The sequence below is a fragment of the Anoxynatronum sibiricum genome (assembly GCF_039414295.1).
Taxonomy (GTDB): domain Bacteria; phylum Bacillota; class Clostridia; order Peptostreptococcales; family Tindalliaceae; genus Anoxynatronum; species Anoxynatronum sibiricum.
In genome coordinates this window covers 49664-69774 of record NZ_JBCITM010000002.1, presented here as the reverse complement: position 1 = coordinate 69774, position 20111 = coordinate 49664, and the positions used below count along the sequence as shown (strand labels likewise).

The 20111-nt window shown below is 45.9% G+C and carries 23 protein-coding genes; 2 read left to right on the top strand and 21 right to left on the bottom strand.

The genetic code is table 11. The annotated features are described in order from the left end of the window. Positions 1–61 precede the first annotated feature (61 nt). The 4 genes from AAIG11_RS02265 to AAIG11_RS02250 all read right to left on the bottom strand — a co-directional run bounded on the left by AAIG11_RS02265 (position 62) and on the right by AAIG11_RS02250 (position 2968). Positions 62–295, bottom strand: a complete 234-nt coding sequence (locus AAIG11_RS02265) for a hypothetical protein (protein ID WP_343184657.1) — start codon at positions 293–295, stop codon at positions 62–64. 18 nt (positions 296–313) lie between these two features. Further along, positions 314–739, bottom strand: coding sequence for a hypothetical protein (locus AAIG11_RS02260; RefSeq protein ID WP_343184656.1), 426 nt, complete (start codon positions 737–739; stop codon positions 314–316). Positions 740–812: 73 nt separating this feature from the next. Further along, positions 813–1790, bottom strand: a complete 978-nt coding sequence (locus AAIG11_RS02255) for a MarR family transcriptional regulator (RefSeq protein ID WP_343184655.1) — start codon at positions 1788–1790, stop codon at positions 813–815. Between the two features lie 398 nt (positions 1791–2188). Next, positions 2189–2968, bottom strand: coding sequence for a transposase (locus AAIG11_RS02250; RefSeq protein ID WP_343184654.1), 780 nt, complete (start codon positions 2966–2968; stop codon positions 2189–2191). Between the two features lie 264 nt (positions 2969–3232). Between AAIG11_RS02250 and relB the strand changes: the two genes are divergently transcribed. Together relB and AAIG11_RS02240 are read left to right on the top strand one after the other, a co-directional pair. Further along, positions 3233–3451, top strand: coding sequence for a type II toxin-antitoxin system RelB family antitoxin (relB, locus tag AAIG11_RS02245; RefSeq protein ID WP_343184653.1), 219 nt, complete (start codon positions 3233–3235; stop codon positions 3449–3451). Then, positions 3448–3714: a type II toxin-antitoxin system RelE family toxin gene (locus AAIG11_RS02240; protein WP_343184652.1), complete on the top strand. Its 267-nt coding sequence runs from the start codon at positions 3448–3450 to the stop codon at positions 3712–3714. Before relB ends, AAIG11_RS02240 begins: the two co-directional genes overlap by 4 nt. Before the next feature lie 251 nt (positions 3715–3965). Here AAIG11_RS02240 and AAIG11_RS02235 read toward each other — a convergent pair whose 3' ends face one another. The 17 genes from AAIG11_RS02235 to alaS all read right to left on the bottom strand — a co-directional run bounded on the left by AAIG11_RS02235 (position 3966) and on the right by alaS (position 20057). Further along, positions 3966–4355, bottom strand: coding sequence for a type II secretion system protein (locus AAIG11_RS02235; RefSeq protein ID WP_343184651.1), 390 nt, complete (start codon positions 4353–4355; stop codon positions 3966–3968). Between the two features lie 23 nt (positions 4356–4378). Beyond that, complete coding sequence (locus AAIG11_RS02230) at positions 4379–5581, bottom strand: type II secretion system F family protein (RefSeq protein ID WP_343184650.1); 1203 nt, start codon at positions 5579–5581, stop codon at positions 4379–4381. 15 nt (positions 5582–5596) lie between these two features. After that, positions 5597–6658 (bottom strand): type IV pilus twitching motility protein PilT, encoded by a 1062-nt coding sequence (locus tag AAIG11_RS02225; RefSeq protein ID WP_283408553.1) that lies wholly within the window; start codon positions 6656–6658, stop codon positions 5597–5599. An 11-nt stretch (positions 6659–6669) separates the two neighbouring features. Further along, positions 6670–8352 carry a type II secretion system ATPase GspE gene (gene gspE / locus AAIG11_RS02220; RefSeq protein WP_343184649.1) on the bottom strand — a complete coding sequence of 561 codons (1683 nt, stop codon included), beginning with the start codon at positions 8350–8352 and terminating at the stop codon, positions 6670–6672. A 279-nt stretch (positions 8353–8631) separates the two neighbouring features. Beyond that, a complete protein-coding gene (locus AAIG11_RS02215) occupies positions 8632–9138 on the bottom strand; it encodes a YqeG family HAD IIIA-type phosphatase (protein ID WP_343184914.1) in 507 nt (168 codons plus the stop codon). Between the two features lie 29 nt (positions 9139–9167). Further along, positions 9168–9788, bottom strand: a complete 621-nt coding sequence (udk, locus tag AAIG11_RS02210) for a uridine kinase (RefSeq protein WP_343184648.1) — start codon at positions 9786–9788, stop codon at positions 9168–9170. Further along, a complete protein-coding gene (locus tag AAIG11_RS02205; RefSeq protein ID WP_343184647.1) occupies positions 9785–11050 on the bottom strand; it encodes a peptidase U32 family protein in 1266 nt (421 codons plus the stop codon). The genes udk and AAIG11_RS02205 overlap by 4 nt, the downstream gene beginning before the upstream one ends. 11 nt (positions 11051–11061) lie before the next feature. Beyond that, a complete protein-coding gene (locus AAIG11_RS02200; RefSeq protein ID WP_343184646.1) occupies positions 11062–11730 on the bottom strand; it encodes an O-methyltransferase in 669 nt (222 codons plus the stop codon). 26 nt (positions 11731–11756) lie between these two features. Then, complete coding sequence (locus tag AAIG11_RS02195) at positions 11757–12353, bottom strand: LysO family transporter (RefSeq protein ID WP_343184645.1); 597 nt, start codon at positions 12351–12353, stop codon at positions 11757–11759. Next, the gene (locus tag AAIG11_RS02190) at positions 12350–12640 is read right to left on the bottom strand and encodes a hypothetical protein (RefSeq protein WP_343184644.1); all 291 of its coding nucleotides are present in this window, start codon (positions 12638–12640) and stop codon (positions 12350–12352) included. Before AAIG11_RS02190 ends, AAIG11_RS02195 begins: the two co-directional genes overlap by 4 nt. A gap of 189 nt (positions 12641–12829) precedes the next feature. Continuing rightward, positions 12830–14686: a ribonuclease J gene (locus AAIG11_RS02185; protein ID WP_343184643.1), complete on the bottom strand. Its 1857-nt coding sequence runs from the start codon at positions 14684–14686 to the stop codon at positions 12830–12832. Positions 14687–14746: 60 nt separating this feature from the next. Then, positions 14747–15181 carry a Fur family transcriptional regulator gene (locus AAIG11_RS02180; protein ID WP_283408561.1) on the bottom strand — a complete coding sequence of 145 codons (435 nt, stop codon included), beginning with the start codon at positions 15179–15181 and terminating at the stop codon, positions 14747–14749. Between the two features lie 172 nt (positions 15182–15353). Next, positions 15354–15656 carry a DUF1292 domain-containing protein gene (locus AAIG11_RS02175; RefSeq protein WP_343184642.1) on the bottom strand — a complete coding sequence of 101 codons (303 nt, stop codon included), beginning with the start codon at positions 15654–15656 and terminating at the stop codon, positions 15354–15356. 39 nt (positions 15657–15695) lie between these two features. Then, on the bottom strand, positions 15696–16121 hold the full coding sequence (ruvX, locus tag AAIG11_RS02170; RefSeq protein WP_343184641.1) for a Holliday junction resolvase RuvX: 426 nt from the start codon (positions 16119–16121) through the stop codon (positions 15696–15698). A gap of 32 nt (positions 16122–16153) precedes the next feature. Continuing rightward, positions 16154–17116, bottom strand: a complete 963-nt coding sequence (locus AAIG11_RS02165) for an aldo/keto reductase (protein ID WP_343184640.1) — start codon at positions 17114–17116, stop codon at positions 16154–16156. Beyond that, the gene (locus AAIG11_RS02160; protein ID WP_343184639.1) at positions 17113–17382 is read right to left on the bottom strand and encodes an IreB family regulatory phosphoprotein; all 270 of its coding nucleotides are present in this window, start codon (positions 17380–17382) and stop codon (positions 17113–17115) included. Before AAIG11_RS02160 ends, AAIG11_RS02165 begins: the two co-directional genes overlap by 4 nt. A gap of 29 nt (positions 17383–17411) precedes the next feature. Then, complete coding sequence (gene alaS / locus AAIG11_RS02155) at positions 17412–20057, bottom strand: alanine--tRNA ligase (protein WP_343184638.1); 2646 nt, start codon at positions 20055–20057, stop codon at positions 17412–17414. Positions 20058–20111 lie beyond the last annotated feature (54 nt).

Below are 20111 nucleotides of genomic sequence, written 5' to 3'. Positions count from 1 at the left end.
TCCCAGGCATGAAAAAAGGCACCTCATTTGAAGTGCCTTAGTCCTAGCTTAATTCGATTCATTAAGCTTCTGATTTTTCTAAGAAAATATTCCTGAGTAGTTCTAACAGTTCCTCAAGATCAGTTCCTCTTATTCCAAAATTCTTTAAATCTGGTTTATCATTGACAATCATCTCCGCAAATTCAATTATATCTTTTCGAATTTCTTCTGGGGTTTCAATTTTGCCGGAAGGGACCACATTCAATAAAAGCCTAAAGATATCATTTTTATGCTTACGAATGTTTTTTGAATTCACTTTCTCTCCGGCTTCTTTTCATTTTTTCATATCCAGCCAGGCTTTAATTTTGAAAAGAATGACGGTTTCAATATCAATAATGGAGCAACCATCCACTGTTCGCTTGCCTTTCACCAGTGAATCGCAATAGACGTCATTTAGCAGTATTGCAGAAAGACTGACAATGCTTTCATCGATGTGGATCGGCGTTAACCCGGTATCAAATTTCAGCTCCATATTCCTGGGCTGCCTGCTAAAAAGCTCGATCATTTTAGGAAAAGATGCATCCTTCGGCTCCGTAAATCGATAGAATTGATACTCACCTTCGCTCTTCTCACGATGCTCACACCCACCATCTTCAATGAATTTCCAGAAAGCCTCTCCAAAAGATGAATCGAGAGCCTCGATAATCAGCACCATATCCAAATCCTTAGTGGCTCGAAATGGGGCTCCCAGTTCATCCATAAGAAGATCGCAAGCTGTGCCACCTATAAAAACATATTGATTGGTATAATCTCCAAATACTCTTTAAACTTCTCTAGTCCGTGTACCATAGTTCACCTCGCAAAGCCTCTTCTAGTGCTTGCTCAACCCTTTCATCAGTGTCTTCCCTCAAAGATGCGTATAAAGACAGTAAATCCACATGCTGGTTTTCTGCAAAGAACTTAGGGTCATAATCCCAAAGTTGAAGTTCAACCAGCTTCGTATCTTTAATCAAATCCTTGTTCCTAACAATTTCAAACTGTTCTTCATTGAGCTGTTTTCTATCGATTGCCATAACTGGATGATCGGGCGTATTGATCATGGATAACCTTGACAGTGCGTCAAGGCCGGCATTTAAAGCGCCTAAAGGTTTTGTTCTTGTATAGATGGTTTTTCTCACTGGTGTTTTAAGATACTTTCTTCCATTCAGAAAATAGTCTGGATCTGGAATTCTTTTATATTCCTTGCTTCTCCCTGTTTTTCCACCAACCTCATAAGTGATTAGATTCGCGTGGTACAGTTCATTGAGCGCCCTGGAAGCTGTCATATAATTAAACCCCATCTTCTCTGCGAACCTGGTCATGTTCACCACTTCGTCTTTATGATACAAAAAGTACAAATACGCAATCTGTGCTGGTGTTGTAAAGCGTTTTACTTCTTGCTGAGCTTGTTCTTGTGCCTTTTTCAAATCAAGCCCTAAAAATGGCAAATACATCTGTCCATCTTCAATGACGAAAGCGATTCTCTTTTCGATTAAGCTTCTTCTTCTATACCTTGAAAGGTCCTTGTAAAGTAGAACCACTTGACATTCTGCAATATTCTTAATTTGCTTGATATGCTTTTGTACTTGATCGATATTTGGTGTCTCATGAAGAACCTCCATTAAAACACATTGCGTTTCAAGAATCTTCATGTCATAAAAACGATAGTTATTTCGTAAAAACAGCGGAAAATGATTCTTCTTATCCCATGTTTTCACGGTTAACTGTTCATCAATATTTTCCTTTAAGTAAAGTTCAGCAGCTATAATCAATGAAATCAACTCCTAATATAACATTTATGCTTCAAATATATCAACATACTTGTTGAATTGCAAGTTAATTTGTTATATTAGGCTCAATTTAACTAATTTATTTTTAATGTAACAGTATCAATATTATATCGAAAGTTATTTTGATAATTTTGGCTTTCTCATTACCGTTTGTATATTTCTTGCTATCTACGAACCAAAATGACATTAGAGCCATTCAGGAATCGCCTCATCAATAAAGAGTTCCCGCTTGGGTTTCGCAATACCGATAAACTGCTTATGGCATTCCCATAGGTCCATCAAACAACCAATGGGCATCTGCCATACTTCATCTTCCTTGCGGTTTAAATGGGCGGTACCAAAGTTAAAGAGCCACCCGGTTTGCTGGTTTCACTGCGTATTCACGCATTCTGCACAATCCGAATCCCCAAACCCGTAATCCGAGCAATCTGCCGAAGAGACGCCCCTTCAATGGATTTTATTTGTTTCAAGGCCATGTTCCGATTTTCCTTTGAGAGCTGCTTCAATGTCTGGTACTTTATCATTGGGTACCGCTCTATGATCCGGTTGCGCAGGTCTTCGTCCGAAAGTCTGACGCCGGATTCAATGTCTAGGCAAATATCGTTGTTTTTCGTTTCCAAAAACGTCTTGATTTTTTCAATGGCTTCTTCTCTGCTCTTACTAAACATATTCAGCAGAAAAGAAGTATCCGTCAACCCTACGGGGTATTCTTCATTCTTTTCGTAGCTTTTCCAGCTGCTCCATCGGTAGTCAAAAGGTGTTTTAGAGAGCTTAGCTTTTATGGGATTCTGCAGAATATATCGAAAGACTGTCAGCAGATAGGTATCATCTTCCACCGGCTCACTCTTATACCTGTCCTGGAACACATGACCAGTTCGTCCGTACTTGCGATTCACCCACAGGGCATAATGAGCAGTGGCCCGGCGCATAAAGTCTCCCAGATTCACTTGGTTCTCACAGAGCAACAGGTGTACGTGGTTTCCCATGAGACAGTAGGCATACAAGTCAATTTCAAAGCTCATCTTTTCTTTAGTTTCGTGGAGTATTTCAAGAAACCGCTTGTTGTCTTCATCGTCCTCGAAGAGGGTTTGGCCGCTGTTCCCCCTGATCATTACATGATAGATCCCGGTTTTGCTTCTTCTACGTATTTGTCTTGGCACGTGTCTATCCCCTTTGTTGAAAAGTTCAGGTTGATTATCGCTGTCATGTAGTATTCGATATGTGTGTTTCTTCTCCTGCATATTTTTGCCGAAAACTAGAAAAAGAGTCAGCTCCGAAAGGCTAACTCCTGTGGTATTGCGCTGGGATAGAAAGGTTGCATTACCTCCTACCCGTTATCATGGTGGATTAACATTGACATTCGTCATACAATGTATTACAATGATGATGATAATGAATCGTATGCAAGTATCATGTAGGAGGCGATGAAAATGCTATCCGTAAGATGCACAATGGAGGATGAAAAAATAATAAAGACCTATGCTGCTGCTCAAGGTAAAAATGTCTCAGAATTGTTGCGAGAACTGGTGATGGAAAAAATCGAGGAAGAGTACAACCTGAAAATAATTCAGGAATACCTCGCCCAAAAGGAAGAAATGAAGCTCCTTACCGCCGACGAAGTTGAAAAGGACCTTGGTCTATGAGTTATCGCCTGATGTACACGGAAAAAAGCGCCCGGCAGATTAGAAAAATGGACCCTGCTGCCCAGCGGCTCATCACCACTTATTTACGCAAGCTGGAAAACCTGGAAGAGCCACGCTCTAAAGGAAAAGCCCTTTCCGCTCACCTGAAAGGATTCTGGCGGTATCGTATTGGGGATTACCGTGCCATCTGCGAGATCAATGAAGATGTGATCATTATTGTAGTGGTCGATATCGGCCATCGAAAAGATGTGTATGCACCATAGACGATTTAATCGTTTGCTCCAATGAGTATGACGCGCCCTTATCTTGGCGCACTGCCTTGGCATGAGTAGTTCTGTGGAGTGGGGAAAAGGTTGCATTACCTCCGTCCCCACTGTGCTCTTCAAAAACTGAGAAAGAGCCAGCCCCGAAAGGCTGACTCATGTGGTAGTGCTGTAGGATGGGGAAAAGGTTGCATTACCTCCGTCCCCCTGTATCCTGGAAAAAGGTTACATTACCTCCGTCCCCAATGTATCTAATCAGCTGGATCAACGTTAGGTTTGAATTCAGTACCTTCGACATGAATTTGAGTTTCGTCATGTGCAGGGGAGGCAGTAGTCCATGTTACTCTGTAAGGGTCAGTTCCTCCGCCAGATAAAGTGTATCCTGAAGGTTTAACCATGTATTTTTCTTCTAAATCATCGTTACCTACGACTTCTCCTGTATCTGCTTCTTGAATTCTAGCGGCAGAGGCAATCGATACAGCTGTAGATCCTTCTGCTTTTACGGTAGCTTCATGTCTCATTCCAGTAAATCTCGGTACTGCAATAGCAGCCAATATCCCTAAAATAGCAATAACCACAATCAGTTCAATCAACGTGAAGCCTTTTCTGTTTTTTAACTTCTTGTTAAACCATTGAATCATTCAAGTCCCTCCTCAAATTTTGATTAAACCGTTTGAAGCACATCAAACATTGGCAGTACCATACTGATGACAATGAAGCCGATGATGACTCCCATGACCACAATCATGATGGGCTCCATAAAGGTCAGCATCCGCTGAATTTCTGTCTCCACCTCCTCGTCAAAGAAATTGGCGGTTTTATCAAGGATATCATCCAGTGTACCGGATTCTTCGCCAATTTTAATCATGTTGTCCACCATTGGCGGGAAGAATCCCAGTTTGCGAATGGGTACCGACAAAGCCGCCCCCTTTCTTATTTCATCTTTTGCGGCAATGATGCCATCGCCAACAATTTTATTGCCAACTGCGCCAGCCACGTTATCAAGAGACTGTAGCAGTGGAATACCACTGATTAAAAGGGTTGAAAGGGTGCGGCAAAACCGGGCGCTAACCACCTTGCGGGTGAGCCCTTTCACAAGGGGCAGGCGAAGTTTCCAGCGATCAAATGCGCGACTGCCTTCCGGGGTTGAGGCTACCCGCCGCATGATAAGCGAAAAGACAAGCAGGGCTGCCAGCAAAATATGCCAGAAAGACTGGAGAAAACCGCTGATGGCCAGCAGCATGCGGGTGGGGAGGGGCAACTCAACGCCGCTTCCCTGAAACATGCCGATGAAGGTGGGCATGACCACCACCAGGAGGAAGATCACCACCAGGGTTGCGACAACCATAAGTATAATGGGGTATACCATGGCGCTTTTCACCCGGTTATTGACTTTAAACTCTTTTTCATAATGATCGGCCATGCGTTCCATGACCACATCGAGACTGCCAGAGGCTTCTCCCGCTGCCACCATGTAAATCATAAGCTGAGGAAAAACGCCAGGGTGTTTTTCAAGAGCTTCGGAAAAGGTGAAGCCTTTTTGCACATCTTCATACAGATCACTGATAATACCTTTAAAGCGTTTATGCTCTGTTTGCTGTTTTAGAATATCGAGGGTATTCATAATGGTGACCCCTGCTGCCAGCATGGTATAAAACTGTCGGCAAAAAACAGCGATATGTTTGATGTTGATGTGGCCAAAAATCTGAATGTCGCGGATATCTTTTTCGATGACTTCTTCAATGGAAACCGGATAATGCCGTTTGTCACGCAACCGCTGGATTATATCTCCTTTGGAGGCAGCGTTTTCTGTACCTTCAATGTTTTCACCAGACGCTGAGACTGCTTTGAACTTGTAAAGCGGCATTGTTTCACCCCGTTTCTACAGTATGGTGGCCAGTTGTTTTTTAATATAGTCAAGGTCTTGTGAATAGGAAAGGCAGGTTTCTCTCGAAATATCATTGTTTTTGTAAAGGCTTAACAAGGCGTTATCCATGGTGATCATGCCATGCTTGCCGCCGGTTTGCACTGATGTCTGAATCTGATGGGTTTTTCCTTCTCTCACCAGATTACGAATGGCGGGGGTGGCCGTCATGACCTCAAAAGCGGCCACCCTTCCCTTCCCTTCTTTTCGAACCATCAATTGCTGGGAGATGATTCCCTCAAGCACTGCAGCCAGTTGCACCTTGATTTGTTCCTGCTGATATGGCGGGAACACATCAATGATGCGATCGACAGTGTTGGCTGCCCCGATGGTATGAAGGGTGGAAAGTACCAGATGGCCGGTTTCAGCAGCTGTGACGGCAATGGCGATGGTTTCTAAATCACGCATCTCACCCACCAGAATCACGTCTGGGTCTTGGCGCAGGGCGGCCCGGAGACCGTTGGCAAAACTGTGAGTGTCTTCGCCGATTTCACGCTGATTAATCACACTTTTGTTGTGCTTGTGAAGATACTCAATGGGATCTTCCAATGTGAGCACATGGCAGTTTCGCTCCTGGTTGATTAGTTCAATCATGGAAGCCAGTGTGGTGGATTTACCAGAACCTGTGGGACCGGTAACCAGCACCAGCCCTCGCTGTTTTCGCGTAAAATCGGAAACATTTGGCGGCAGTCCCAGCTCTTCAAGTGTGGGAATCTGAGAGTAAACCACGCGAAAGGCCATGCCGTAACTGCCTCGCTGCCGATACGCATTCACTCGGAAACGTCCCAGTCCGGGATGTGAAAAAGAAACGTCCATCTCCCCTCTTTCCTGCAGCTTGATGAGCTGTTTTTCAGTGAGCACCTGTTTCACCAGCATGGCGGTATCTTCGGGGGCAAGAGGGGCATCAGTGAGCTTCTCCAACCGTCCGTCAACGCGTACAATGGGGGGAAGCATAGCCGTAATATGCAAATCGGAAGCTTTGAGCTCAATGGCTCTTTTCAAAAATTGCAGAATGTCCACGTGATCCCTCCTTATTCCAGTGAGTATGTCATTTTAACCAGTTCATCCACAGTGGTGATGCCACTCAACACCAACTGACGGCAACTTTGGCGCAGGGTGATCATGCCTGACTGCATGGCCTGCTGGCGAATGGATTCGATGGGTTTTCTTTCATCGATCATGGTTTTAATTCTATCGTACATGGGCAATATTTCATGAATACCGGTACGGCCCCTGTACCCAGTGTGATTGCAGGCATTACACCCTTTTCCCCGATAGATGGCAACACCATTGTCAAGGCCCAACAGTTCTTTTTCTTTTTCATTGGGTTCATAGGCAGCTTGACAATCGGGACATATTCTTTTCACCAGTCGTTGAGCCATAATGCCCACCACCGAGCTTGAGACCAGAAATGGTTCAATACCCATATCAATAAGGCGTGAAATGGTTGAAACAGTGTCGTTGGTATGAAGGGTGCTGAGTACCAGATGACCGGTGATGGCAGCACGAACGGCTATTTGTGCTGTTTCTGTATCACGGATTTCGCCAATCATAATAATGTCTGGGTCTTGGCGCAATATGGATCGCAGCCCGCTGGCAAAAGTAAGGCCTGCCTTTACATTTACCTGTGACTGATTGATTCCGTTGATTCGATATTCCACCGGGTCTTCCACCGTGATAATGTTTTTATCTATCTTGTTGAGTTCCTGAAGCACAGTGTAGAGGGTGGTGGTTTTTCCGGAACCGGTGGGTCCGGTGACCAGAATAATGCCGTGGGGGTGCTGAATAATGCGGTCAAAAGTTTTCATGTTATTCTCGTTGAAGCCCAACTGATCTTTACTGAGCAGAATGGCACTTCTGTCAAGAAGTCGTATGACAATTTTTTCACCATAAACCGTGGGCATCACCGCCAGACGCATGTCAATTTCACGCCCGTCAATTTCCATTTCAACCCGGCCGTCTTGGGGAACCCGTTTTTCTGCAATATCCATTTTACCCATGATTTTGATTCGGGTAACAACAGCTGAGTGACTGGCTTTTTGCGGTTTCATTATTTCCTGCAGATCGCCATCGATTCGGAAACGCACCCGCAGACTTCGTTCCAACGGTTCAATGTGTATATCACTGGCTTTCATTTTGATGGCCTGTCTAATGACAGAATTCAACAGTTTAACAACGGGTGCTTTTTCAACATTTGCCAGTGTTTCTTCATTCAGATCATCAAAAAATTCACTGGTATAGGTTTCATCAAATTCCTCAAGTGCTTTTTCGGCACTTTCTTTTTCATAATAGAGGCCAATGGCGTTAAGGATATCTTCTTTACTGGCGATCACCGGTTCCACCTGCATGCCGGTGGCAATTTTTACATCATCAACCGCAAAAATATTCAGTGGATCGGCCATGGCCACCATCAACCGATTGTCTTTTTGGCTGAGGGGAATCAGGTTGTGTCTTCTGGCCATTTTTTCTGAAATCAAACGGGGCATTTCTGGGTCAATATAGGTTTTTTCCAGATCCATATGGGGGATTCCCAGTTGAAATTCCAGCACCTCAATAATTTGTTTTTCTGAGATGAACCCTTCTTCCACCAGTACTTCGCCTATTTTTTTGTTGGATTCCTTTTGAATGGTAAGTGCTTCTTTCAATTGATCCGGTGTGATGATGCCGGTTTCCACCAGCAGGTCGCCAAGCCGTCTGTTCTTCAATGTCTTCATGTCGATTCCTCCGGTCATAAAAAAATAAAACCGACGAATATGTCTATTCAGCCGGTTACGCCACTGGATTACCACGGCATAGGCGTCCATCTGTAGCCGCGGATCGTTTCCTTCTGTATGAATTTCTTCAAGTTGTAACCGGGCTTATTTTCCTATTTTTACAAGATACCCGTTATGATCCTATTATACCATTTTTTTATCATTCGTAAAGTGAATATTTCCATAAATTAATGACGTAACGTGACGTCACGCATTTGGCGAATGAAATGACTTCTCATTTCAACCATGATTGCGGAACTTTTTCATGCGATGAAGCACCCGGGCTTCCACTGGTCTCACCAGTGTGGTCCACCAGAATTCTTTGCTTTTAATGGGGGTCACCAGGATGGTGTAAACTCCCAAACGATTTCCCCCCAGCACATCGGTGAAAATCTGGTCGCCAATCATGGCTACCTGCTGTCGCGGGAACCCCATGAGACGTATGGCTTTTTTCAAAGTTCCCAAAGTGGGTTTTTTGGCTTTAGAAAAACCATGAACCATGAAAAAAGCCTGCATTTCATCAACACGAAGTGAATGGTTATTGGATACCAGCACCACTTGAAAACCCAGTGTTCTGGCACGGGTGACCCACTGGCGCACCTCTTGGGCAGGTTCAGACTGGTCCCAGGCAACCAGGGTATTATCAATATCAATCATGAGGCCTTTAATGCCGATGCTTTGAAGCTGTTGAAGGGGTATTTCTTGAAGGTTGTCCACCCATAGATTTGGCTGCAATAGTTTCATTATATCTATAATCTCCTTTGTCGGCTCATGACTTAGTCTTCGAGAATGGCCTTGATTTTTGTGACGATAATATCAATAGCCACCTGGTTTTTGCCGCCCTCAGGGATAATAATGTCAGCATATTTTTTATTGGGCTCCACAAACTGGAGATGTGCCGGCCGAACGGTGGTCATGTACTGGTTGATGACAGAATCAAGTGAACGCCCCCGTTCTTTGATATCTCTCATGATGCGGCGAATGATACGCACGTCGGCATCGGTGTCGACAAAAATTTTGATATCCATCAGTTCTCGCAAGCTGGGGTCATCAAAAAGCAAAATACCTTCAAGGATAATAATGTTTCGGGACTCAACAGTGAGCGTTTCTTTCTTTCGGGTATGGCGTTCAAAATCATACTGGGGCATTTCAATGGACTCACCTCTCAACAGCGCTTTCAGGTGACGAGTGAGGAGATCGGTTTCAAAAGAAAAAGGATGGTCGTAATTGACTTTAATTCGCTCTTCCAGAGGCAGATGGTCTTGATTCTTGTAATAGGCGTCTTGGGGAATGATGACAATGCTCTGTTCCGGCAGATGTTTTAGAATTTGACGGGAAACGGTACTTTTACCGGAACCAGTGCCGCCGGTAATCCCAATGAGAATGGGTTTGCTCATTTCGCTGCCTCCTTTACCCTTCGTTCTTTTCGTATCAGTGCTTCGGGGACCACTTCAAACGGGACCTGAAAAGTGACCATTTGCTGGGGGTGTGGGGCCTGTTCAATTGACTCACCAGTTTCATCTCTCAGATTTGTGATGGTGAAGCATTGCAATACTTGGTGCGGTGCAATGATTTCCACCTCGTCACCTTCATAGAATCGGTTTCGCTGTTCGGCTGTGGCCGTCATGGTACGCGGATCGAAATCAATGATTTTGGCAATGAAATCATAGCTGCGAGGCTGGGCGGCATCCTCATAAATGTGGTCATCGGGCCCCGGAGGATCAAAGTAAAATCCTGTGGTAAAAGGGCGGTGGCTTGCTTTTGACAGTTCTTGCATCCAATCGGGATCTGGTGTCCAGTTGTCAGGATCGGTCAGGTAAGCATCCAATGCCATACGGTATGCCCTTACCACTGTTGCAACGTAATGAACGGTTTTCATGCGTCCTTCGATTTTCAGACTGGTGATGCCTGCCTTGATCAACTGGGGCAAGTGCTGAATAAGACAGAGATCTTTGGAATGAAAAATGTACGTACCTGTCGCATCTTCGTATACAGGCATGTATTCTCCAGGGCGCTTCTCTTCCACCAGATGGTATTTCCAGCGGCAGGGATGAGCACATTCCCCCCGGTTGGCATCCCGCTGAATCATGTAGTTACTCAACAGACAACGGCCCGAATAGGAAATACACATGGCACCATGAACGAAAGCCTCCAGTTCAAGGGTTGCCGGAACTTCATTACGAATGCAGCTGATCTCCTGAAGACTCAGCTCCCGGGCAAGCACCACCCGCTGGGCGCCCAGCCGGTGCCAGAATTTCAGCGTCTGGCTGTTGGTGGTATTTGCCTGTGTGCTGATATGCATGGGAACTTGGGGTGCCAGTTCCTGCACCATGTCAAAGGTGCCTGGATCTGAGACAATGAATGCGTCCAGGGGAATATGGCTGATGCTGGCCAAGTACTGGGGCAGCGCTTGTAAATCTTCTTCATGAGGGATGATATTCAGGGTTAAATAGACTTTAGCTCCATGTTCATGGGCAAAAGCGACGCCTTCTTCCAGCTGGCTAATACTGAAATTTTTTGCGGCTGCCCGCAGTCCGAAAACCTGCCCGCCCAGATACACGGCGTCTGCTCCATAAATCACGGCGGTTTTTAATCGTTCCAGATCACCGGCAGGTGCCAGCAGTTCAATTGATGGTGATGGTTGCACAAGATGAGTCATGGGATCCCCCGTTATTTTAGATTTGATGATGTTTCGATCAGCTTCAGGCTAATGGCAAGGCCGTCGCCTATGGGTAATAAGCTGGTTTGAAGTTGTGGGTGACTGGTAATGGTTTCTAGATATTGGCGCATACGGGTCACGATGGTCTTTTTTCGCCGCTTCACCATGGTATCACTGGCAACCATACCCCGGAACAGCACATTGTCGGAAATTAACAAGCCGCCTGGTTTCAATAATTTCAGACAGTGTTCCAGCATCTGATGATAGTGTCCTTTGGCACCGTCCAGAAAAATCATATCCATTGGTTCGCTGAGACAGGGAAGAACTGCTGTCGCGTCACCGGGCATTACTTTGATCTGTTGGGAGCAGCCAGCCTCTTCTATATGACGTCTGGCAGCATCGATCAGATGAGGTTCTCTTTCAATGGTAATCAGCCTGCAGTTTGGGCCGGCTGCGTAGCAAAACAAGATGGCAGAATAGCCAATGGCTGTGCCTACTTCAAGAAGGTGTCGGCTGTGGGTTGTTTTAATGAGGATTTCCATCAGTGAAGCCACTTCAGGGGTAATGATGGGGATGTGCTGGTTCTGCGCCTCCTGCTCCAGCTTATTGAGTATACCTGAACGTTGAGGCAGTAGTGTCTTTAAATAGTCTTCCACATAGGGTTGTGTAATAGGGTTCATCAAATAACTCCTTTTGTGCTTTCTGGTTACCCGAAAGTCATGAGAAAGGGTACCAGCACCGGCACAATGGCTGTCAGAACAACACCGGTAATAAAAGCAATGATGGCCACATTGCCATCTGTCGAACGGGAAATAATAGGCAGGGTGACATCCATACTGGTGGCGCCGGCAGGGGCTATGCTTTCCAGTTTTCCGATATAACGAGCGACAAAGGGGATGGAAATCAGTGCCATGACTTCTCTTGAAATATTGGTAATAAAAGCCAGGGTTCCTAATTGAGCACTGTGTTTTGACAGCTCAATGGCCGAAAAGGAATACCAGCCAAATCCGGCACCTACGGCCCCAGCCTGATACCAGGGAATGTGGAGGAGCAACCCGCCGGCCATGGTTCCCAGCACACTGCCGAGAGCTACCATAAAGGGTACCAGTAGTATGCGAAAACCCATTTCCCGGATTTTTTTGAATAAATCTCCCTGTCGCCCCACATCTATGCCTACAAAAAACAGTAGCAGGCACAGGCCAAACGTTATGAGGTTGCCCATATGGGGGATTATGGTGGGGGGGACAACCAGAATGCCGGCTCCAATGCCCAGAGCAACTGCAATGAAAATAGCGATGGTCATCTTGAGTCTCCTTTTCGATGAAGAATATGGGCAGAAACCATCTTAACGCCTATGACACTAAAAACAATCGAAAAACCAGCCAATACAAATGCCTGTAGTCCGATGGTGCCGAAGGATGCGATCACTGTTTCGTCAAGGCCAATGTTCACGCCCATGATAAATAACAAGAGTAACAGGGCACCACTCTGAAAAAAATCCAGCCGGTTCAGGATGGATGGTTTTAACATGCGGCGGTAACCGATGAAGCCGCCGGTCACAATAATGATCAGGTACAATAAAATATCCAAGCGGTACGCCTCCATTTCGAAAGTCTCAGGTAATTATATCGCAGGCGCAAGTTTCCAGCAATAGGAAATGCGGTATGTTGCCTTACTTTCACGTGAACACTGCTATTTAAAGCACGTGTTTAAGGAGGCTCTCCCGACTCCCTGTGGGAATCGAGATGCCTCCTGTGGTTGGTTGTTTGTTTTATGGGGTTATACTTCCATGATGATGGGGAGAATCATGGGGCGTCGCTGGGTTTTGTGGTAAAGGAAATCTTTGAGACCGTCACGAATGCCATTCTTGAGCTGAGCCCATTCTTTGACGCCCCTCTGTTCCATTTGGTCAAGTGACTTTTGCACAACTATGCGGGCTTCTTCCATCAAATCTTCTGATTCGCGCACATAGACGAATCCTCTGGAAATGATATCGGGTCCGGCAACGACTTTGGCTTCGCTGCGATCCATGGTGACCACAACCACCATTAAACCGTCTTCGGCCAGATGTTTACGGTCACGAAGCACAATACTGCCTACATCTCCCACACCCAGACCATCCACCAAAATCGGTCCTGCCTGAACCTTGCCGGTGATTTTTCCTTCTGCCTCGTCAAACTCCAACACCTGTCCATTTTGCATGGTGAAGACATTTTCTTCGGGCATACCCAAGCTCATGGCCAGATTGGCATGCTGCTTTAAATGTCTGTACTCTCCATGAACGGGAATAAAGTATTTGGGGCGCACCAGGTTGTGCATCAACTTAAGTTCTTCCTGGCAGGCGTGCCCGGAAGTATGCACTTCAGCCAGAGAATCATAAATCACATTTGCTCCCTTTTCAAAGAGTTGATTAATCACTCGGCTGACAGTTTTTTCATTGCCAGGAATGGGTGAGGCGGAGAAGATCACCAGATCCCCTGCCTGTATATCCAGTTTTCTGTGTTCGCCGGAAGACATGCGGCTCAGCGCAGCCATGGGTTCTCCCTGGCTTCCGGTTGTTAAAAGCACCAGCTGATCATCCCGGTATTCATCCATATCTCGAAGATCTATGACAAGACCTTCAGGCACGTTCATGACACCCAGCTCACTGGCAACAGCAAAAACGTTGAGCATGCTGCGACCGTTAATGACCACTTTACGGTTAAATTTTTGTGCTGTGTTAATAATAATCTGCAGCCGGTGGATATTGGATGAGAACGTGGCCACGATAATACGGCTTTTGCAGTTCATAAAAGCATTCTCAAGGGATTTGCGTACATTTTGCTCTGAGATGGTGGCGCCGGGGCGTTCAACATTGGTACTATCAGCCAACATTAACAAAACACCCTGTTCTCCCAGATCTGCAAACTTATGAAGATCCATCACCTGTCCATCGACAGGTGTGTAATCAATTTTAAAGTCTCCTGTATGAAGAATGGTTCCGATATCAGTATGCACTGCAATGGCAAAGGCGTCAGGAATACTGTGGGTGGTTCGGATTGGCTCGATTTTAAAGACGCCCAGCTGGAATGTTTCATCACCCTTGATGCGTTGCATACGTACATTGTTCAGTCGATGCTCTTTGAACTTAACTTCCAGGAGTCCCAAGGCCAAACGGGGGCCATAAATGGGAACGTTGATCTGTTTCAGCAGGTAAGGAATAGCACCAATATGGTCTTCGTGACCGTGGGTAATGACCACGCCTCTTATTTTTTCCTGGTTTTTCACCAAATATGTCATGTCGGGAATGACAATATCGATGCCCAGCATTTCATCGTCAGGGAAACTGAGACCGCAGTCGATGATGAGGATTTCATTTTTGTATTCCACCAGGGTCAGGTTCTTTCCGATTTCTTTCAAACCGCCAAGGGGAATGATTTTTATTTTTTCGCCGCCTGGTTCTGGCACCGGCACCGGTTGAGCTTTTGCCGGTCGTTTCTTTTTCTTGGCTGGTGTCACTTTAGTTGTTGCTGTTGAGCTGTCTGCTGTGACTGTGGGAGTACTACTCTCCACAGGCTGCTCTTTCGGTTTGTCCGATTTGGGGGGGCGTTTAAACCACTTCTTTTTTTTCTTTGGTTTCGTTGTTGTATCTGTCATATTAATTCCTTTCTGTTTTCGCGCACACAAACACAGGTAGTCCCATATCTTATAGATGGACTACCTGCATTTGGAGCATAATCCGAAAAATTTGACTTTATGGTCTGTGATTGTAAACTGATACTTGTTGGTAATCTCTTCTTCCAGCGGATCCAAAAGGTCTTCCCCGACTTCAATAATGGCTCCGCAATTCTGGCAAATCAGGTGATGATGCTGGTGATCTTCTTTGTGATTGTTGAACTCGTAGCGGCTGCATCCATCATCCAGATTGATCTTCAGGATCAAACCCATTTCATCAAGGATCTGCAACGTTCGATATACCGTCGCCAATCCAATGTCCGGGCATTGGGTTTTCACCAGGTCATAGATCTCTTCTGTATTGAGATGCTGCCCCTGATTTTCCATGATAATATTTAAAACTGCCCTGCGCTGCGGGGTCAGTTTATATCCTTTTTCTTTTAGTAACGTTTTTAATTGATCAAGGGGATTTTCCATAAATTCACCTGCTTCCATCAGGTTCTAAGCCTGATGATTCTCATGTAATAATCATTTCATTTCTTATTATAACGGTTGGTCGCATGATTGTCAAATGAAAAAGGGGATATACACTGCAGGCAGAGCTCATCAAATGGATCCACCTGCAGTTCTTTAATATGCAGTCAGTATGTTAGCTTTCTTCTGTTTCCATTTCATCCAACATGGTTTCGTATGCAGCGGCAACCTGTTCAAACTCATCGTCATCTTCAACTGCCACCAGCATTACCTGCTCTTCATCATTGGGATCCTGCTCCATACGGAAAATGTAGGCATCTTCATCTTCGTCAGCATCGACGGGCAAAAGAATGGCATATTCCTGGTCTTCCATTTCCATGGTCATAATAATCTCGAAGTCTTGTTCTTCTCCATTTTCATCCACCAGGGTAACAATGTGTTCATCGTGAGTGTGATCATGTTCGTGGTCATGGGTCATATTTCTTACCTCCTTTGGGAATTGGTTGTCATTGCATTTTCATCTATTCAAAAAATCCAGATACCCTTGCAGAATACAAACTGCTGCTGCAGTATCAATGATTTTTTTTCTTTTGCTGCGTCTTAAATCTGCTTCTATCAAGGAACGTTCGGCCATTTTTGTTGTCAGACGCTCGTCCCATTCTGTGATTTCGCAGCTAATTTCAGGGCGAAGCTGCTCAATAAAATGACGCACTTTTTCTGCCTGCGGCCCAATGGTGCCATTCATATTTTTGGGTAGCCCCACCACCAGATGCGTAACTTCGTACTGTTTGATGACTATTTTCATGGCTTGGATATCGGCTTCAGGGGTTTCTCTGCGGATGGTGTGCAGGCCCTGAGCAGTCCAACCCAGCGGATCACTAACGGCCATTCCGATGGTTTTGTCACCAACGTCAAGGGCTAGAATGCGTTTAAAGGGTTCCATAGTGTTCTCCTTTTGTGTGGTTAAATAAAGACTCATAAGACTTTAATGCAGAACTCTGGGCAATCAACCACACAATAACTGCATAAAATACATCGGCTGTGATCCACAACTGCCTTTCCATTAGTCATGGAGAGAGCTTTCTGACGGCATCGCTTGATGCAGTTTCCACATCCCCGGCACTCGTCTCCCAAGTGAAGTTTTCTTTTTCTGGACATCGCTGCTTCACGAACAGCCCGGGTGAGGGGTAAACCATTTACCAGCTGGCAGTTGGCGTTGATTTCTGCTTGTGACTGCATACCTACTGCCACAGCATCCAATAATGGATGTTCGAGAGAAAATCGGAGGGCCTCTTCGTAGGTGCCCAGTAAGTGGCCGCCACCCAGTGGTTTCATCCCCACAATTGCTTTTCCCGCAGTTCGGGCTGACTGCAGTGCCAGGGTCATTTCGTCAATGCTCCCGTCTTGAATTCCCAGACCAGCAGGGTTGAAGATGGGGAAAATCACCTGCAACTGAGGAAAACGGAGGCTTGCAGTGACGGCCGCAATACGGTGAGTGGAAAACCCCACAGCACGAATAATGCCCCTGTCTTTCAAACGTACGTACTCTTGCAATGCGTCCCCATGCCCCTGCAGGGTGTGGAGACTCTCCTGCTCATGCATCAACATGATATCCAGATAATGGGTTCCCATTTCTTCCAGGGCTTCTTCCACTGCTTCTCTGGCGGTTTCTGCTGACCAGGCGTATGACTTGGTCATAATGACCACATTCTCCCGGCGCACCTGCTTTAGTAAGTACCGGAGATGGGGGTAAGTACCATATAGCTGGGCCGTATCAAAAAAAGTGATACCTTGTTGGTAAGCGTGACACAACAGCCGGCCGCCAGCCTCAGGTGTCATGTTTCGCTGAAGGGGGCCCATTGTCAGGGTTCCGTAACAAAGCCTGGAAACCCTGATGTGCGTCTTGCCTAACGCATGCTGGGAAACCGGTGAAATCATTTCTGGTGCATGTGGTGCTTTATATAGCTGTTAAGCAGTTCTTCCAGTATTTCATCCCGTTCAATTTTACGAATCTGGCTGCGTGCACCGCCATGACTGGTGATGTAGGACGGATCTCCTGAAAGAATATATCCAATAAACTGATTGGCAGGATTATAGCCCTTTTCTTCCAATGCCTGGTAAACCTGTGTGATGATTTCCCGGGCCTGGTCTTTTTTGTCCTGTTCAAGACTGAAACGCATAGTATTATTCATTTGATCACTCATCACTGATTCCTCCTTTGATAAAACTGCTTTTACGCTAAAGCCTGCTGGATCATTTCCATGGCACGGGAAAGGGCTTCAGGGATTTTATCAGGTTTTTTACCACCGGCTTGGGCCATATCGGGTCTACCGCCGCCGCCGCCGCCTGTGATGGCAGCAACTTCTTTCACCAACTTACCGGCATGAAGGCCCTTTTCAACCAGGTCTTTCGAAAGAGTAGCCATAATGTGTACCTTCTCGTCTTCATGTGAAGCAAGCAAAATCACTGCCGAACCTGCTTTATCTTTGATGCGGTCTCCCAGTTCCCGAAGTGCGTCCATTGACTGACCTTCAAGAGAAGTGATCACCACAGCCGTTTGCCCGATGGTTACTGCGTTCTGCAGCAAATCACCCTGCTGGTCTTTCATCTGTTCCTGTTTCATTTTTTGAATAAGCTGATCTTTTTCCCGGTTCTCCTGAATCATTTCTTCCAATCGGGGAAGCAGTCGTTCCTGGCGTGTTTTAAGCAAAGAAGCCATGATTTGCAATGTTTCCTGATGCTGTTTAAAGAGGCGGTATGCGCCTGTACCTGTAACGGCTTCAATACGCCTTACTCCTGAGGCAATACCGCTTTCACCAAGAATCAGCAACATGCCGATTTCACCACTGTTATTGACGTGGGTACCTCCACATAGTTCAAGACTGAAGTCACCGGTTTTTACAACACGCACCGTCTCGCCGTATTTGGCATCAAACAGGGCTTCGGCTCCCAATGACCGGGCTTTTTCCATTGACGTTTCCATGATTTGAACCGGAAGTGATCGCTGTATTTGTTGGTTGACAATGGTTTCAACCGTTTCAAGTTCTTCTGCGGTCATGGGTTCAAAATGGTTAAAGTCAAACCGGAGGCGTTCTGGGGTTACAAGAGATCCCGCCTGCTGCACATGTTCTCCCAGTATATGTTTAAGTGATTTATGCAACAGGTGGGTTGCAGTGTGATTCCGGGCTGTATCGGCGCGGCGCTCGGAGGTGACAATGGCCTGGAGGGTGTCTCCCACGGCTATCTGCCCCTGATCGGCCTCCACAACATGGTAGATCACTTCCCCGCTTCCCTTTCGGGTATCAACCACACGTCCTATGAAAGTGGCGCCTTTTAGAACACCCTGATCACCCACCTGCCCGCCACCTTCTCCGTAGAACGGGGTTTGATCCAAGAGAACGAACAGCGTTGTTCCTTTTTCGGCAGGACCTCTTTCAACAGAAGTTCCCTCTTGAATGAGTGCCGTAACAGTGGCAGATACAGCGAGACTATCATAACCGACAAAATTGGTTTGAGGCACTGCGGTCAGTATGGTTAAAGGATCTTCTTTCCAGCCTACAGCCCCGGCTTCGCTGCGGGCATTTCGGGCACGTGTTTTTTGTTGTTCCATTTCTGCTTTAAAGGCAGGTTCGTCGACGGTCATACCTGCTTCTTCCAGAATTTCTTTGGTTAGATCAAGGGGGAAACCAAAGGTATCGTATAGTCTAAAAGCCTGGGAGCCGCTAAGAACTTGTTGGCCTTTCGATTTCATCGTTTCGATGTATGCGCTGAGCATTTCGCTGCCCTGATGAATGGTTTCCTGAAAACGGTCCTCTTCTACCAGTATTACCTTGCGAATCATCTCCTGTTTTTCCATTAACTCTGGGTAACCGGAATGGAATTTTTCGACAACTTGATCCATCAGCAGATAAAGGAAGGCCTGGTTGAGTCCCAGAAGCTTTCCGTGACGGGCAGCCCGACGCAAGAGCCGACGTAACACATAGCCCCTGCCCTCGTTGCTGGGTAGTATGCCATCGCTGATCATAAAGGTGATGGAACGTATATGGTCTGTAATGATGCGAATGGATATGTCATGTTGATGATTTTCTCCATAAGCAACGCCTGAACGTTCACAGATATTGTCGAGAATTACCCGCATGCCGTCTATTTCAAAGATGGAATCAACTTCCTGCAACATACAGGCTACGCGTTCCAGGCCCATACCGGTATCGATATTGGGATTAGGCAATGGTGTATAGTTGCCGGCTTCATCTTTGTTGAACTGGGTGAAAACAAGATTCCAGTATTCCACATAGCGGTCACACTCGCAACCAGGTTTACAGGCTGCATCACCACAGCCATATTTTTCACCCCGGTCAAAGTAAAGCTCAGAGCAGGGTCCGCAGGGGCCCAGTCCAATCTCCCAGAAGTTATCTTCTTTGCCAAGTCGCACAATGCGTTCTTCTGGCAGGCCCACTTCCTGACGCCACAGATGAAAGGCTTCATCATCTTCTTCATAAATTGATGCCCAGATACGTTCCGGCGGAAGTTTTAAATGATCCAGTGAAAATTCCCAGCTCCATCGTATGGCTTCTTTCTTGAAATAATCACCGAAAGAAAAATTTCCCAGCATTTCAAAGAAAGTGGCATGCCGGGCAGTTTTTCCAACATTCTCTATATCGCCTGTACGAATACATTTTTGACTGGTGGCCATTCTTTTTTTGGGGGGAACCTGTGTACCTGCAAAAAACGGCTTTAATGGTGCCATACCGGAGTTAATCAGAAGCAGGCTATTGTCGTCTTTGGGTATCAGGGAAAAACTGGGGCGCACCAAATGATTTTTTGATTCAAAAAATTCAAGAAAAGCTTGACGAATTTCATTGATCCCTTTTTTCTCCATGTTGATCCTCCTTTTGTGGCACCATTATATCACGGGGCAGGGGTTTCCTGCATC

Coding starts and splice junctions, on each gene's coding strand:
- AAIG11_RS02260 (WP_343184656.1), bottom strand. CDS start 739: ATGGATGAACTGGGAGCCCCATTTCGAGCCACTAAGGATTTGGATATG.
- relB (WP_343184653.1), top strand. CDS start 3,233: ATGAAAATGCTATCCGTAAGATGCACAATGGAGGATGAAAAAATAATA.
- AAIG11_RS02240 (WP_343184652.1), top strand. CDS start 3,448: ATGAGTTATCGCCTGATGTACACGGAAAAAAGCGCCCGGCAGATTAGA.
- AAIG11_RS02235 (WP_343184651.1), bottom strand. CDS start 4,355: ATGATTCAATGGTTTAACAAGAAGTTAAAAAACAGAAAAGGCTTCACG.
- AAIG11_RS02230 (WP_343184650.1), bottom strand. CDS start 5,581: ATGCCGCTTTACAAGTTCAAAGCAGTCTCAGCGTCTGGTGAAAACATT.
- gspE (WP_343184649.1), bottom strand. CDS start 8,352: ATGAAGACATTGAAGAACAGACGGCTTGGCGACCTGCTGGTGGAAACC.
- udk (WP_343184648.1), bottom strand. CDS start 9,788: ATGAGCAAACCCATTCTCATTGGGATTACCGGCGGCACTGGTTCCGGT.
- AAIG11_RS02205 (WP_343184647.1), bottom strand. CDS start 11,050: ATGACTCATCTTGTGCAACCATCACCATCAATTGAACTGCTGGCACCT.
- AAIG11_RS02200 (WP_343184646.1), bottom strand. CDS start 11,730: ATGAACCCTATTACACAACCCTATGTGGAAGACTATTTAAAGACACTA.
- AAIG11_RS02195 (WP_343184645.1), bottom strand. CDS start 12,353: ATGACCATCGCTATTTTCATTGCAGTTGCTCTGGGCATTGGAGCCGGC.
- AAIG11_RS02185 (WP_343184643.1), bottom strand. CDS start 14,686: ATGACAGATACAACAACGAAACCAAAGAAAAAAAAGAAGTGGTTTAAA.
- AAIG11_RS02180 (WP_283408561.1), bottom strand. CDS start 15,181: ATGGAAAATCCCCTTGATCAATTAAAAACGTTACTAAAAGAAAAAGGA.
- AAIG11_RS02175 (WP_343184642.1), bottom strand. CDS start 15,656: ATGACCCATGACCACGAACATGATCACACTCACGATGAACACATTGTT.
- ruvX (WP_343184641.1), bottom strand. CDS start 16,121: ATGGAACCCTTTAAACGCATTCTAGCCCTTGACGTTGGTGACAAAACC.
- AAIG11_RS02165 (WP_343184640.1), bottom strand. CDS start 17,116: ATGATTTCACCGGTTTCCCAGCATGCGTTAGGCAAGACGCACATCAGG.
- AAIG11_RS02160 (WP_343184639.1), bottom strand. CDS start 17,382: ATGAGTGATCAAATGAATAATACTATGCGTTTCAGTCTTGAACAGGAC.
- alaS (WP_343184638.1), bottom strand. CDS start 20,057: ATGGAGAAAAAAGGGATCAATGAAATTCGTCAAGCTTTTCTTGAATTT.